Raw genomic sequence first — 13,715 nt, 5'->3', positions numbered from 1 at the left:
TCCTATCGCTTGTTCTTGCCAGTACGACGGCGACGCACAATAAGCTTGTCGCTCTCTTTGTTGGGGCGGCGGGTGCGGCCTTCCCGCTTACCGTTCGGGTTGACGGGGTTACGTCCACCGGACGTCTTACCCTCACCACCACCGTGCGGGTGGTCAACCGGGTTCATGGCGACACCACGGACGGTCGGGCGAACGCCCTTCCACCGCATGCGGCCGGCCTTGCCCCAGTTGATGTTCGACTGCTCGGCGTTGCCTACCTCGCCGACGGTTGCGCGGCAGCGCACGTCAACGTTGCGGATTTCGCCGGAAGGCAGACGCAGCTGGGCGAAGCGGCCTTCCTTGGCGACGAGCTGGATGGATGCGCCAGCGGAGCGGCCCATCTTGGCGCCGCCGCCCGGACGCAGTTCAACTGCGTGGATAACGGTACCCACCGGGATGTTGAGCAGCGGCAGGTTGTTACCGGGCTTGATGTCAGCGCCGGCACCTGCTTCAACAACGTCACCCTGGGACAGCTTGTTGGGGGCGATGATGTAACGCTTGGTGCCATCAACGTAGTGCAGGAGCGCGATGCGCGCCGTACGGTTCGGGTCGTACTCGATTTCGGCAACGCGGGCGTTGACGCCGTCCTTGTCGTGGCGACGGAAGTCGATCAGACGGTACTGGCGCTTGTGCCCACCACCCTTGTGGCGGGTGGTGATCTTACCGGTGTTGTTACGGCCGCCCTTCTTGGGCAGCGGACGTACCAACGACTTTTCCGGCGTCGACCGCGTGATTTCAGTGAAGTCCGCTACGCTCGAGCCACGACGGCCCGGGGTAGTCGGCTTGTATTTACGGATTCCCATAATTTATTTCCTCGTTAAAGTGGTCTCCGCTACGAGAGCGGACCGCCGAAGATGTCGATGGTGCCTTCTTTGAGGGTGACAATCGCACGCTTGGTGTTCTTGCGGGTACCCCATCCGAATTTGGTGCGCTTGCGCTTACCGGCACGGTTGATGGTGTTGATCGATTCGACCTTGACGGAGAAAATCTTCTCCACGGCCAGCTTGATCTCGGTCTTGTTCGAACGGGGGTCCACCAGGAAGGTGTACTTGCCCTCGTCGATCAGGCCGTAGCTCTTTTCCGAAACGACGGGTGCAAGCACAACGTCGCGCGGATCCTTGATGGTGGCTGCACTCACTTGGCATCCTCCTCGTTCTTTGCCACTGCCTTGCCGGCAACGAATGCGTCGTAGGCAGCCTTGGTGAAGACAACGTCATCAGACACGAGAACGTCGTAGGTGTTCAGCTGGTCTGCGTACAGAACGTGAACACCGGCGAGGTTGCGCACGGACAGTGCAGCAACATCGTTGGCGCGCTCGATAACGACCAGCAGGTTCTTGCGGTCGGAAACGCCGCGCAGCGTTGCCAGTGCAGTCTTGGCGGAGGGCTTGGAGCCTTCCACCAGTTCGGCGACAACGTGGATACGGCCGTTGCGTGCCCTGTCAGACAGTGCGCCGCGCAGTGCAGCAGCAATCATCTTCTTGGGGGTGCGCTGGCTGTAGTCACGCGGGGTGGGACCGTGGACAATGCCACCGCCGGTCATGTGGGGAGCACGGATGGAACCCTGACGGGCGCGGCCGGTGCCCTTCTGCTTGAACGGCTTGCGGCCTGCACCGGAAACCTCGGCGCGGGTCTTGGTCTTGTGGGTACCCTGGCGAGCAGCAGCGAGCTGGGCAACGACAACCTGGTGCAGAAGCGGCACGTTGGTCTGAACGTCGAAGATCTCTGCAGGCAGGTCAACCTGGACAGTGTTAGCCATTGAACTAGGCTCCCTTCACGGCAGTGCGTACGAAGACGACCTGGCCGCGGGCACCGGGAACGGCACCCTTGATCAGGAGCAGCGACTTCTCGACGTCAACCGCGTGGACCGTGAGGTTCAGCGTGGTGTGGCGAACGGCGCCCATGCGGCCGGCCATTCTCATGCCCTTGAAGACGCGGCTCGGGGTGGATGCGCCACCGATTGAACCGGGCTTACGGTGGTTCTTGTGGGCACCGTGGGAAGCGCCGACACCGGAGAAGCCGTGACGCTTCATAACACCGGCGAAGCCCTTACCCTTGGTGGTGCCGATGACGTCGATCTTCTGGCCGGCTTCGAAGAGCTCAACGGAGAGCTCCTGGCCCAGCTCGTACTCAGCAGCATCTGCGGTACGGAGTTCGACGACATGGCGGCGAGGCGTGACGCCTGCCTTCTCAAAGTGACCAGCCAGCGGCTTGGTGACCTTGCGGGGGTCGATCTGGCCGTAGCCGATCTGAACGGCGACGTAGCCATCGGTCTCAGCGTTGCGCAGCTGGGTGATGACGTTCGAATCTGCCTGGACCACAGTGACGGGGATGAGCTTGTTGTTCTCGTCCCAGACCTGGGTCATGCCGAGCTTCGTGCCCAGCAGGCCCTTAACGTTACGGGTTGCGGTCATAGTTTCTCAGCACCTCCCTACAGCTTGATTTCGATGTTCACGTCGGCCGGCAGGTCGAGGCGCATAAGCGAGTCGACGGCCTTGGGCGTGGGATCGATGATGTCGATAAGACGCTTGTGCGTGCGCATTTCAAAGTGCTCGCGGCTGTCCTTGTACTTGTGCGGAGAGCGGATCACGCAGTACACGTTCTTCTCCGTCGGCAGCGGCACGGGGCCGACTACCGTTGCGCCTGCGCGCGTGACCGTCTCAACGATCTTCCGTGCTGAAACGTCAATGACCTCGTGGTCGTATGACTTCAGCCGGATGCGGATTTTTTGTCCCGCCATGTCGCCTGACTCTCTTTCAGTCTGTGCTTCCCCTGGTTAGGGCTGCCCTGTTCACTTACTCGTTGTATGGCTGCCGAAGCATTTGAGGTCGTAACCACCATCCGCCGCACAAACTGAATCCGGATGAATCCGGGTTCCTCACCTTGCCGGCGCAACCGACCCCCGCGGTCGGGCGTGTCGCGCAGTTTCACGCATAAATCCGCAGTTCCATTGGGGTGGGTTATGTTTGGTCTTCCACTTGGACCCTGGCACCCGGCATTATCCGGATCGGGACGCGAAGAAGCGCTTGAACAACTCATCTAGTATGCCGGAAATCTTCGGCAGAAGCGAATCCGGCCTTGGCCGCCGGGCCTGCGGCCATTGCCTGCCCCGCCCCGTGAATGGATGATAGGGGGATGACGCTGGAAAGCACCGATTCCGTGACCGGCCTCGCCGGCCGCATCCCGCCGTCGTTCATCCTGGGCGTGGCAGCCGCCGCCTTCCAGATCGAGGGCGCACTCCGTACCGGCGGCCGCGGACCGTCCGGCTGGGACGCTTTCGCCGAGAAGCCCGGTGCCATCATCGACGGCCACTCCCCCGCCATTGCCTGCGATCACTATAACCGGCTGCCCGAAGACGTGGCGCTTCTCCAGGATCTCGGCGTGGACTCCTACCGTTTCTCGCTGTCCTGGCCGCGCATCCAGCCGGACGGCCGCGGTGCGTTCAACAGTGAGGGCCTGGACTTTTACGACCGGTTGATCGACCAGCTCCTCGCCGCAGGCATATCCCCCATGGCCACGCTCTACCACTGGGACACTCCCCTGCCGCTGGAACACCGCGGCGGCTGGATGAACCGGGAGACGGCGCTGCGGTTTGCGGACTACGCAACGGCGGCAGGCGAACGGTTCGGCGACCGCGTGGCCCAATGGGTCACACTGAACGAGCCGGTGTCCGTCACGCTGAACGGGTACGCGCTGGGTGTCCACGCCCCCGGGCACGCGCTGCTGTTCGATGCACTCCCGTCCATCCACCACCAGCTCCTGGCCCATGGGCTCGGCGCGCAGGCCCTGCGGGCGGCCGGCGTGGCCGGGGGCATCGGTGTAACCAACCTGCATGCCCCTGTCCGGCCGGCGAGCCGGAAGATCGGTGACCGGCTGGTGGCGCACCTCTATGACCTGCTGATGAACAGGATCTACGCAGATCCGGTGCTGCTGGGCCGGTATCCGAAGCTTCCGGTGTATGCCAAGCCATGGCTCCGCTCCATCGGCAGGATCACCGACGCCGATCTGCGGACCATCCACCAGCCGCTGGACTTCTATGGGCTGAACTACTACTTCCCGGTGAAAGTAGCGATGGGCCGCGGCAGCGCCTCGATCCCCGCGGACGTGCACAAGTCGGTTGCCAGGCTCCCCTTCCACGAGGTGGGCTACCCCGAGTACGGCAGCACCGGGTTCGGCTGGCCCGTGGCCCCTGACCACCTGGGCGTCCTCCTCGCCGAACTCCGTGACCGGTACGGTTCCGCGCTGCCTCCGGTCTACATCACCGAGGGCGGGGCCAGCTTCCCTGAGCCGGACACCGTCTCTGGAACGTACGACGACGGGCAGCGGGTCAGCTATCTGGCGTCACACCTGCGCGCGGCACTTGATGCGACCGCCCCCGGTGGCGCCGCTGAGGGCGTGGACCTGCGGGGATACTACGTGTGGACGCTGATGGACAACTTCGAGTGGGCTGCCGGCTACTCACAGCGGTTCGGCCTGGTCCATGTTGACTTCGAAACCCAGAAACGCACCCCGAAGCAATCGTTCTACTGGTACCGGACACTTTCCCGGGCGCGGAAGGCATCCCGGGAATAGTCCTACCGGTTCTTGTTGGCGCGGTTGATCCGCTTGGCACGGCCGATCTCGTGCCGGAAATACTTCTTCGCCCAGAAAGCACCTGCCACCACGGCTACGGCAACTACTAGGAAGATAAGCCAGTCCACCACGGACTCCTTTCGACCCTGCAACAGTAGCAGCAGCGCGTTAAAGAAAAAGGAGGGCCCCGCTGCAGCAGCAGCGGGGCCCTCCTTCAGTTCAGCAAGTATTACTTGATGATCTTGGTGACACGTCCCGAACCAACGGTGCGGCCGCCTTCGCGGATTGCGAAGCCGAGGCCCTCTTCCATTGCGATCGGCTGGATGAGCGCAACGGTCATCTCAGTGTTGTCGCCGGGCATAACCATTTCCGTGCCCTCGGGCAGGGTGATAACGCCGGTTACGTCCGTGGTGCGGAAGTAGAACTGCGGGCGGTAGTTCGAGTAGAACGGGTTGTGGCGTCCGCCTTCGTCCTTGGAGAGGATGTAGACGTTTGCCTCGAAGTCGGTGTGCGGGGTGATGGAACCCGGCTTGACGACAACCTGGCCACGCTCGACATCGTCGCGCTTCAGGCCACGGAGCAGCAGGCCACAGTTCTCGCCGGCCCATGCTTCGTCGAGCTGCTTGTGGAACATCTCGATACCGGTAACCGTGGTCTTCTGGACCGGGCGGATGCCGACGATCTCGACCTCGGAGTTGATGGCGAGGGTTCCACGCTCGGCGCGGCCCGTAACAACGGTGCCACGGCCGGTGATGGTGAAGACGTCTTCGATCGGCATCAGGAACGGCTTGTCGCGGTCACGTACGGGGTCCGGAACGGACTCGTCGACTGCAGCCATCAGGTCCTCGACGGACTTGACCCACTCGGGGTCGCCTTCCAGTGCCTTCAGGCCGGAAACGCGGACCACGGGGGCCTCGTCGCCGTCGAAGCCCTGCGAGCTGAGCAGTTCGCGAACTTCCATTTCCACGAGGTCGAGGAGTTCCTCGTCCTCAACCATGTCGGACTTGTTCAGCGCGACCAGCAGGTAGGGAACACCAACCTGGCGGGCGAGCAGAACGTGCTCGCGGGTCTGTGCCATGGGGCCGTCGGTGGCGGCAACCACGAGGATTGCGCCGTCCATCTGGGCAGCACCGGTGATCATGTTCTTGATGTAGTCAGCGTGACCGGGGGCGTCAACGTGTGCGTAGTGACGCTTCTCGGTCTGGTACTCCACGTGGGAGATGTTGATGGTAATACCGCGCTGACGCTCTTCGGGAGCAGAGTCGATCGACGCGAAGTCGCGCTTCTCGTTGAGATCCGGGTACTTGTCGTACAGCACCTTGGAAATGGCGGCCGTCAGCGTCGTCTTACCGTGGTCAACGTGACCGATGGTGCCGATGTTGACGTGCGGCTTAGTCCGCTCGAACTTTGCCTTTGCCACAGGTTCCTCCTAGAACGTTTTCAAATGGCTTGCCCTTCGGCCGCGCTTCTCGCGGCAGAAACTCAGGCAAGTCTACTTGGGGGGCTTTGGATTGGTGAAATTGCAGATTCAGGAACTAATACTAGTCCCTTGAGCCTGTTCGTGCAGATGGCCGGAATCCGGTTGAACGGACTGTGCCGGCCGTTCCCGGCCACCTGCACCGGCTGGGCCTTCCGAAACCGGAAGGCACACCCGAGGTTGTTCGCTGCGAGCGTCCGAAGGACTATTCGCCGCGGGTCTTCTGGATGATCTCGTCGGCAACTGCCTTCGGGACCTCGGCGTAGCTGTTGAACGTCATGGAGTACACAGCACGGCCCTGGGTCTTCGAACGCAGGTCACCGATGTAGCCGAACATGCCGGACAGCGGAACGTGCGCGCGGATGACCTTGACGCCCTGCGCGTCCTCCATGGACTGCATCTGGCCACGGCGGGAGTTGAGGTCACCGATAACGTCACCCATGTATTCCTCAGGGGTGCGGACCTCTACATCCATCAGCGGTTCGAGCAGAACAGGGTTCGCCTTGCGGGCGGCTTCCTTGAAAGCCATCCGGCCGGCGATCTTGAACGCCATTTCCGAGGAGTCAACATCGTGGTAGGCGCCGTCAACCAGCGTCGCCTTAATGCCGACAACCGGGTAGCCGGCCAGGACGCCGTCGTTCAGCGCATCCTGGATACCAGCGTCCACAGACGGGATGTACTCGCGCGGAACGCGGCCACCGGTGACCTTGTTCTCGAACTCGTACAGCTCGCCCTCTGCGGTGTCCAGGGGCTCGATCGCGATCTGGACCTTTGCGAACTGGCCCGAACCACCGGTCTGCTTCTTGTGCGTGTAGTCGTGACGCTCCACAGCACGCTTGATGGTTTCGCGGTAGGCAACCTGGGGCTTGCCCACGTTGGCCTCGACCTTGAACTCGCGGCGCATGCGGTCCACCAGGATGTCCAGGTGGAGCTCGCCCATGCCGGCGATGATCGTCTGGCCGGTGTCTTCGTTGAGGGACACCTGGAAGGTGGGGTCCTCAGCGGAGAGCTTCTGGATGGCCGTGGACAGCTTCTCCTGGTCACCCTTGGTGTTCGGCTCGATGGCAACAGAGATCACGGGCTCCGGGAAGCTCATGGATTCCAGGACGATCTGGTTGGCAGCGTCGCACAGGGTGTCGCCGGTGGTGGTGTCCTTGAGGCCGATTGCGGCGTAGATGTGGCCCGCGGTAGCGCCCTCAACAGGCATTTCCTTGTTGGCGTGCATCTGGAAGAGCTTGCCGATGCGCTCCTTCTTGCCCTTGGTGGAGTTGACCACCTGGGCGCCGGCTTCCACGTGACCGGAGTACACGCGGATGAAGGTGAGCTGACCGAAGAACGGGTGCGCAGCGATCTTGAAGGCCAGTGCGGAGAAGGGCTCTTCAGCGGAAGGCTTGCGGGTCAGTTCCTTCTCCTCGTCGCGCGGGTCGTGGCCGACCATCGGCGGGACGTCGAGCGGGTTCGGCAGGTAGTCCACCACTGCGTCGAGCATGGGCTGAACGCCGCGGTTCTTGAAGGCAGAACCGCAGAAGATCGGGTACAGCTCGGAGTTGATCGTCATCTTGCGGATGCCGGCCTTGAGCTCGTCGATCGAGATCTCTTCGCCCTCGAGGTACTTCTCCATGAGTTCTTCGGAGGACTCCGCCACGGTCTCAACGAGCGCTGCGCGGTACTCTTCAGCCTTTTCCTGGAGGTCAGCCGGGATCTCGCGGATCTCGTACTTGGCACCCATGGTGACATCGCCCTTTGCGTCGCCGGGCCACACCAGTGCGCGCATGTAGAGCAGGTCCACGACGCCGATGAAGTCGTTCTCGGCACCGATGGGCAGCTGCATAACCAGCGGCTTGGCGCCGAGGCGGCTGATGATGGTGTCTACGGTGAAGTAGAAGTCAGCACCGAGCTTGTCCATCTTGTTGACGAAGCAGATGCGGGGAACGTTGTACTTGTCAGCCTGCCGCCATACGGTCTCAGACTGCGGTTCAACGCCTTCCTTGCCATCGAACACGGCAACGGCACCGTCGAGGACGCGCAGGGAGCGCTCAACCTCAACGGTGAAGTCAACGTGGCCGGGGGTGTCGATGATGTTGATCTGGTTGTTTTCCCAGAAGCAGGTCACGGCGGCAGACGTGATGGTGATGCCGCGTTCCTTTTCCTGTTCCATCCAGTCAGTGGTCGAAGCGCCGTCGTGCGTTTCGCCGATCTTGTGGTTCACACCCGTGTAGAACAGGATGCGCTCGGTGGTGGTGGTCTTGCCGGCATCGATGTGGGCCATGATGCCGATGTTGCGGACCTTACTAAGGTCGGTAAGCACGTCCTGTGCCACGGGGTCTCCTTTTGGGATGGACTACACGTTCGCCGCCGGCTCGGTTGAGCCGGCGGCGTCCGGGAAGTATTACCAGCGGTAGTGTGCGAAGGCCTTGTTGGACTCGGCCATCTTGTGGGTGTCTTCGCGACGCTTCACAGCGGCACCGAGACCGTTGGATGCATCCAGGATTTCGTTCTGGAGGCGTTCGGTCATCGTCTTCTCGCGGCGGGCCTTGGAGTAGCCGACCAGCCAGCGCAGTGCGAGTGCGGTGGAGCGGCCCGGCTTGACCTCAACCGGGACCTGGTAGGTTGCGCCACCGACACGGCGGGAGCGGACCTCGAGGGAAGGCTTGACGTTGTCCATGGCCTTCTTGAGTGCTGCGACGGGGTCGCCGCCGGACTTGGCGCGTGCGCCTTCGAGGGCACCGTAGACGATGCGCTCTGCCGTGGACTTCTTGCCGTCAACGAGCACCTTGTTGATGAGCTGGGTTACCAGCGGGGAGCCGTAAACCGGATCCGAAACGAGCGGCCGCTTGGGGGCCGGACCCTTGCGAGGCATATTACTTCTTCTCCATCTTTGCGCCGTAGCGGCTGCGGGCCTGCTTACGGTTCTTCACACCCTGGGTATCGAGGGCGCCACGGACGATCTTGTAGCGGACACCCGGAAGGTCCTTAACACGACCACCGCGAACGAGCACAATGGAGTGCTCCTGCAGGTTGTGGCCAACACCGGGGATGTAGGCGGTTACTTCCACGCCGCCGTTGAGGCGCACACGTGCCACCTTACGCAGAGCCGAGTTCGGCTTCTTCGGGGTGGTGGTGTAGACGCGGGTGCAAACACCGCGGCGCATCGGGCTGCCCTTAAGCGCGGGAGCCTTGGTCTTTGAGACCTTAGGCGTGCGGCCCTTGCGGACCAGCTGGTTAATCGTAGGCACTCTCGTGTTCTCCGTTTTATCCGGAGCAGCCGCTTCCGGCCACTCTCCTGTTGCGTTGCCCCGCCGCCCGGGCCTCGAAGTTGAACTCCAGGCGGCGAAGGCGAAGCCTTAATAGTCGGATCGCACACCCGGGCCGGCAAAGCATCTGCAATGTTCCCTAGGCATGCAAAAATGTGGCATACGTTGCACAAGAACCCTGCAAACCGGAAACGTCGCTCTGGCTCAAGCCTTTCAGCTGGAACCGGCGCTCTCATCCACTGCCACAATAACAATTAGTAACAAGTCTAGCATGGACGGCTGCCAGGCCTTAATCGGCGGGTTAAACGGGGATGGTCCCGCACCCTGCGGTGCGGGACCATCCCTTTTAAGGCCTAAGGCCGGGCGGAGGGTCCCCTACGTGGCGCTGAACGCGACACGAAAGGGACCACCCTGCCCATTACCGGAAGTCGTTGCCCAGGTCGTAATCATCCAGCGGGATGGCGTGGAACTCAGGAGCTCCGTCGCCGCCCAGAGTGTCGTACGAGAAGTCACTGAACGCGCTGGGGCCGGTGAACAGGTTGGCCTTTGCTTCCTCAGTGGGCTCCACGGTGACCTCGGTGTAGCGCGGCAGGCCCGTGCCGGCCGGGATCAGCTTACCGATGATGACGTTCTCCTTGAGGCCCAGCAGCGGATCGCTCTTGCCTTCCATGGCCGCCTGCGTCAGGACGCGGGTGGTCTCCTGGAAGGAAGCTGCGGACAGCCAGGACTCGGTGGCCAGCGACGCCTTGGTGATACCCATGAGCTCGGGACGGCCGGAAGCCGGCGTCTTACCCTCGGATACAACGCGTCGGTTGGCCTCCTCGAAGCGGCTGCGCTCAGCGAGCTCGCCGGGCAGCAGGTCCGATTCGCCGGACTCGATGACCGTAACGCGGCGCAGCATCTGGCGGACGATAACCTCGACGTGCTTGTCGTGGATACCGATGCCCTGGCTGCGGTACACGCCCTGGACCTCGTCCACCAGGAACTTCTGTGCTGCACGGGGACCCATGATGCGCAGAACCTGCTTGGGGTCCACGGGACCGTTGATCAGCTTCTGGCCGACGGCAACGTGGTCGCCGTCTTCGATCAGCAGGCGTGAACGGCGCAGGACCGGGTAAGCGATCTCTTCTGTTCCGTCGTCCGGCGTGATGACCAGGCGCATCTGGCGCTCGGACTCTTCGATGGTGATGCGGCCGGCTGCTTCTGCAATCGGGGCGACACCCTTCGGAGTACGGGCTTCGAAGAGCTCCTGGATACGGGGCAGACCCTGGGTGATGTCGTCGCCACCGCTGGCGGAGACTGCACCACCGGTGTGGAACGTACGCATGGTCAGCTGGGTACCCGGCTCACCGATGGACTGTGCGGCGATGATGCCCACGGCCTCGCCGATGTCCACGGTCTTGCCGGTGGCCAGCGAACGGCCGTAGCAAAGCGCGCAGGTACCGACGCTGGACTCACAGGTGAGTACGGAGCGGACCTTGACCTCGGTGATGCCTGCCTTGAACAGCTCGTCGATGACAACGTCGCCGCAGTCGGTGCCGGCGGCTGCGAGGACGTTGCCCTCGGAGTCGACGACGTCAACGGCCAGCGTACGTGCGTAGGCGCTGTTCTCGACGTTCTCGTCCAGGACCAGCTCGCCGTTGGAATCGGCGACGGCAATGGGCGTGACCAGGCCACGCTCGGTGCCGCAGTCCTCTTCGCGGACAATGACGTCCTGGGACACGTCCACCAGACGACGGGTCAGGTAACCCGAGTTGGCGGTACGCAGCGCGGTGTCGGCAAGACCCTTACGTGCACCGTGGGTGGCGATGAAGTATTCCAGCACCGACAGGCCCTCGCGGTAGGAGGACTTGATGGGACGCGGGATGATCTCACCCTTCGGGTTGGCCACCAGGCCACGGATACCCGCGATCTGGCGGACCTGCATCCAGTTACCACGTGCACCGGAGGACACCATGCGGTTGATCGTGTTCATCGGGGACAGGCTCTCGCGCATCACCGAAGCGATCTCGTTGGTGGCCTTGTTCCAGATCTCGATCAGTTCCTGGCGGCGCTCGTCGTCGTCGATCAGGCCCTTGTCATACTGGCCCTGGATCTTGGCGGCCCGCTCCTCGTAACCGGCGAGGATCTCCGGCTTGGCGGCCGGGACCTCGATGTCGGAGATGGCAACGGTGACGCCCGAGCGGGTGGCCCAGTAGAAACCGGCATCCTTCAGGTTGTCCAGCGTGGCGGCCGTGACAACCTTCGGGTAGCGCTCGGCAAGGTCGTTGACGATGCGGGACAGTTCGCCCTTATCGGCGACAGCCTCAACCCACGGGTAGTCCTCAGGCAGGGTCTCGTTGAAGAGGACCTGGCCCAGGGAGGTCTGGACGAGCGCGGGCTGACCCGGCTCCCAGCCCTCTGGGGCTTCCCAGCCGGCGTACGGCACGAAGCCTTCCAGGCGGATCTTGACCTGCGAGTTCAGGTGCAGCTCGCGGGCGTCGAACGCCATGATGGCTTCGGAAACCGAACCGAAGACGCGGCCTTCACCTGCTGAACCAACACGCTTGGTGGTCAGGTGGTAGAGGCCGATGATCATATCCTGCGAAGGCAGGGTGACCGGACGTCCGTCAGAAGGCTTCAGGATGTTGTTCGAGGACAGCATCAGGATGCGCGCCTCAGCCTGCGCCTCGGGGCTCAGCGGCAGGTGCACTGCCATCTGGTCGCCGTCGAAGTCGGCATTGAACGCACCACACACCAGCGGGTGAAGCTGGATGGCCTTGCCTTCAACAAGCTGCGGCTCGAACGCCTGGATGCCCAGGCGGTGCAGGGTAGGTGCACGGTTGAGCAGCACCGGGTGTTCGGTGATGATCTCTTCGAGGACGTCCCAAACCTGCGGGCGGTAACGCTCAACCATCCGCTTGGCCGACTTGATGTTTTGCGCATGGTTGAGGTCAACCAGGCGCTTCATCACGAACGGCTTGAAGAGCTCCAGGGCCATCTGCTTGGGCAGGCCGCACTGGTGCAGCTTCAGCTGCGGACCGACCACGATGACCGAACGGCCGGAGTAGTCGACGCGCTTGCCGAGGAGGTTCTGGCGGAAGCGGCCCTGCTTGCCCTTGAGCATGTCGCTCAGGGACTTCAGCGGACGGTTGCCCGGGCCGGTGACGGGACGGCCGCGGCGGCCGTTGTCGAAGAGGCTGTCAACAGCTTCCTGAAGCATGCGCTTCTCGTTGTTGACGATGATCTCCGGAGCGCCGAGGTCAAGCAGGCGCTTGAGGCGGTTGTTCCGGTTGATCACGCGGCGGTACAGGTCGTTGAGGTCGGAGGTCGCGAAGCGGCCGCCGTCCAGCTGGACCATGGGGCGCAGTTCCGGCGGGATCACCGGGACGGCGTCGAGGACCATGCCAAGCGGGCTGTTGTTGGTGGTCAGGAACGCGTTGACCACCTTCAGGCGCTTGAGGGCACGGGTCTTGCGCTGGCCCTTGCCGTTGGCGATGATGTCGCGCAGAGCCTCGGACTCGGCCTGCATGTCGAAGTTCTCAAGGCGCTTCTTGATGGCCTCGGCGCCCATGGAGCCTTCGAAGTACATGCCGTAGCGGTCGCGCAGTTCGCGGTACAGGCCTTCGTCGCCCTCGAGGTCGGCGACTTTGAGGTTCTTGAAGCGGTCCCAGACCTGCTCAAGGCGCTCGATGTCTGCGTCCGCACGCTTGCGCACGTTTGCCATCTGGCGGTCGGCGGAGTCGCGGGCCTTCTTCTTGTCCGCAGCCTTTGCGCCTTCACCCTCAAGGCGGGCGATTTCGCCTTCGAGGTCGCGGGCGATCGCCGCGATGTCGGAGTCGCGGTTGTCAATCAGCTGCTTCTTCTCGATGTCGTGCTCAACCTGCAGGTTGGGCAGTTCCTCGTGGCGGGCGGCCTCGTCAACGCTGGTGATCATGTAGGCAGCGAAGTAGATGACCTTTTCGAGGTCCTTCGGTGCCAGGTCAAGGAGGTAGCCCAGGCGGGAGGGAACACCCTTGAAGTACCAGATGTGCGTGACCGGTGCGGCCAGCTCGATGTGGCCCATGCGTTCGCGGCGGACCTTGGCGCGCGTGACTTCAACGCCACAGCGCTCACAGATGATGCCCTTGAAGCGCACGCGCTTGTACTTGCCGCAGTAGCATTCCCAGTCGCGGGACGGGCCGAAGATCTTCTCGCAGAAGAGGCCGTCCTTCTCGGGCTTGAGCGTGCGGTAGTTGATGGTTTCCGGCTTCTTAACCTCGCCGTACGACCAGCCGCGGATGTCTTCCGCGGTGGCGAGGCCGATCTGCATGAGGCCGAAGGAGGATTCGCTGGACATATGGTCCCTGTTCTCTCTTGTTCTCTAAATTCTGAAGTCTTGGTGCGGGATGAGGG

The 13,715-nt window shown here is 62.8% G+C and carries 12 protein-coding genes; 1 reads left to right on the top strand and 11 read right to left on the bottom strand.

The window, feature by feature from the left end:
* Positions 1-2: 2 nt before the first annotated feature.
* From rplB to rpsJ, 5 genes are read right to left on the bottom strand one after another with little or no spacing between them, the layout of a single operon-like run.
* Positions 3-842: a 50S ribosomal protein L2 gene (gene rplB / locus ACIQCN_RS00305; protein WP_050684394.1), complete on the bottom strand. Its 840-nt coding sequence runs from the start codon at positions 840-842 to the stop codon at positions 3-5.
* Between the two features lie 29 nt (positions 843-871).
* Entirely contained in the window at positions 872-1,177 is a 306-nt protein-coding gene (rplW, locus tag ACIQCN_RS00300; protein WP_009358306.1) for a 50S ribosomal protein L23, read from the bottom strand.
* Complete coding sequence (rplD, locus tag ACIQCN_RS00295) at positions 1,174-1,797, bottom strand: 50S ribosomal protein L4 (RefSeq protein WP_400608854.1); 624 nt, start codon at positions 1,795-1,797, stop codon at positions 1,174-1,176. The genes rplW and rplD overlap by 4 nt, the downstream gene beginning before the upstream one ends.
* A gap of 4 nt (positions 1,798-1,801) precedes the next feature.
* On the bottom strand, positions 1,802-2,452 hold the full coding sequence (gene rplC, locus ACIQCN_RS00290; RefSeq protein WP_377214667.1) for a 50S ribosomal protein L3: 651 nt from the start codon (positions 2,450-2,452) through the stop codon (positions 1,802-1,804).
* A gap of 17 nt (positions 2,453-2,469) precedes the next feature.
* On the bottom strand, positions 2,470-2,778 hold the full coding sequence (gene rpsJ / locus ACIQCN_RS00285; protein ID WP_003803825.1) for a 30S ribosomal protein S10: 309 nt from the start codon (positions 2,776-2,778) through the stop codon (positions 2,470-2,472).
* Between the two features lie 395 nt (positions 2,779-3,173).
* On the opposite strand from rpsJ, the gene ACIQCN_RS00280 reads away from it, so the two are divergent.
* The gene (locus ACIQCN_RS00280; RefSeq protein WP_400608852.1) at positions 3,174-4,610 is read left to right on the top strand and encodes a GH1 family beta-glucosidase; all 1,437 of its coding nucleotides are present in this window, start codon (positions 3,174-3,176) and stop codon (positions 4,608-4,610) included.
* Between the two features lie 2 nt (positions 4,611-4,612).
* Here the strand turns inward: ACIQCN_RS00280 and ACIQCN_RS00275 are convergent, their stop codons facing one another.
* From ACIQCN_RS00275 to ACIQCN_RS00250, 6 genes are all read right to left on the bottom strand, one after another.
* Positions 4,613-4,738, bottom strand: coding sequence for a hypothetical protein (locus ACIQCN_RS00275; protein WP_400604407.1), 126 nt, complete (start codon positions 4,736-4,738; stop codon positions 4,613-4,615).
* Positions 4,739-4,839: 101 nt separating this feature from the next.
* Positions 4,840-6,030, bottom strand: a complete 1,191-nt coding sequence (tuf, locus tag ACIQCN_RS00270) for an elongation factor Tu (RefSeq protein WP_377214664.1) — start codon at positions 6,028-6,030, stop codon at positions 4,840-4,842.
* Positions 6,031-6,292: 262 nt separating this feature from the next.
* Positions 6,293-8,407 carry an elongation factor G gene (fusA, locus tag ACIQCN_RS00265; protein WP_400604408.1) on the bottom strand — a complete coding sequence of 705 codons (2,115 nt, stop codon included), beginning with the start codon at positions 8,405-8,407 and terminating at the stop codon, positions 6,293-6,295.
* A gap of 69 nt (positions 8,408-8,476) precedes the next feature.
* Complete coding sequence (gene rpsG / locus ACIQCN_RS00260) at positions 8,477-8,947, bottom strand: 30S ribosomal protein S7 (protein ID WP_003803829.1); 471 nt, start codon at positions 8,945-8,947, stop codon at positions 8,477-8,479.
* A gap of 1 nt (position 8,948) precedes the next feature.
* Positions 8,949-9,323 (bottom strand): 30S ribosomal protein S12, encoded by a 375-nt coding sequence (rpsL, locus tag ACIQCN_RS00255; RefSeq protein WP_009358312.1) that lies wholly within the window; start codon positions 9,321-9,323, stop codon positions 8,949-8,951.
* 436 nt (positions 9,324-9,759) lie between these two features.
* A complete protein-coding gene (locus tag ACIQCN_RS00250) occupies positions 9,760-13,659 on the bottom strand; it encodes a DNA-directed RNA polymerase subunit beta' (RefSeq protein ID WP_400604410.1) in 3,900 nt (1,299 codons plus the stop codon).
* Positions 13,660-13,715 lie beyond the last annotated feature (56 nt).

It is taken from the genome of Pseudarthrobacter sp. NPDC092424 (assembly GCF_044754925.1).
GTDB lineage: Bacteria > Actinomycetota > Actinomycetes > Actinomycetales > Micrococcaceae > Arthrobacter.
Note: the sequence above shows the minus strand (reverse complement) of the source record. Positions and strands in the feature narration are given on the sequence as shown.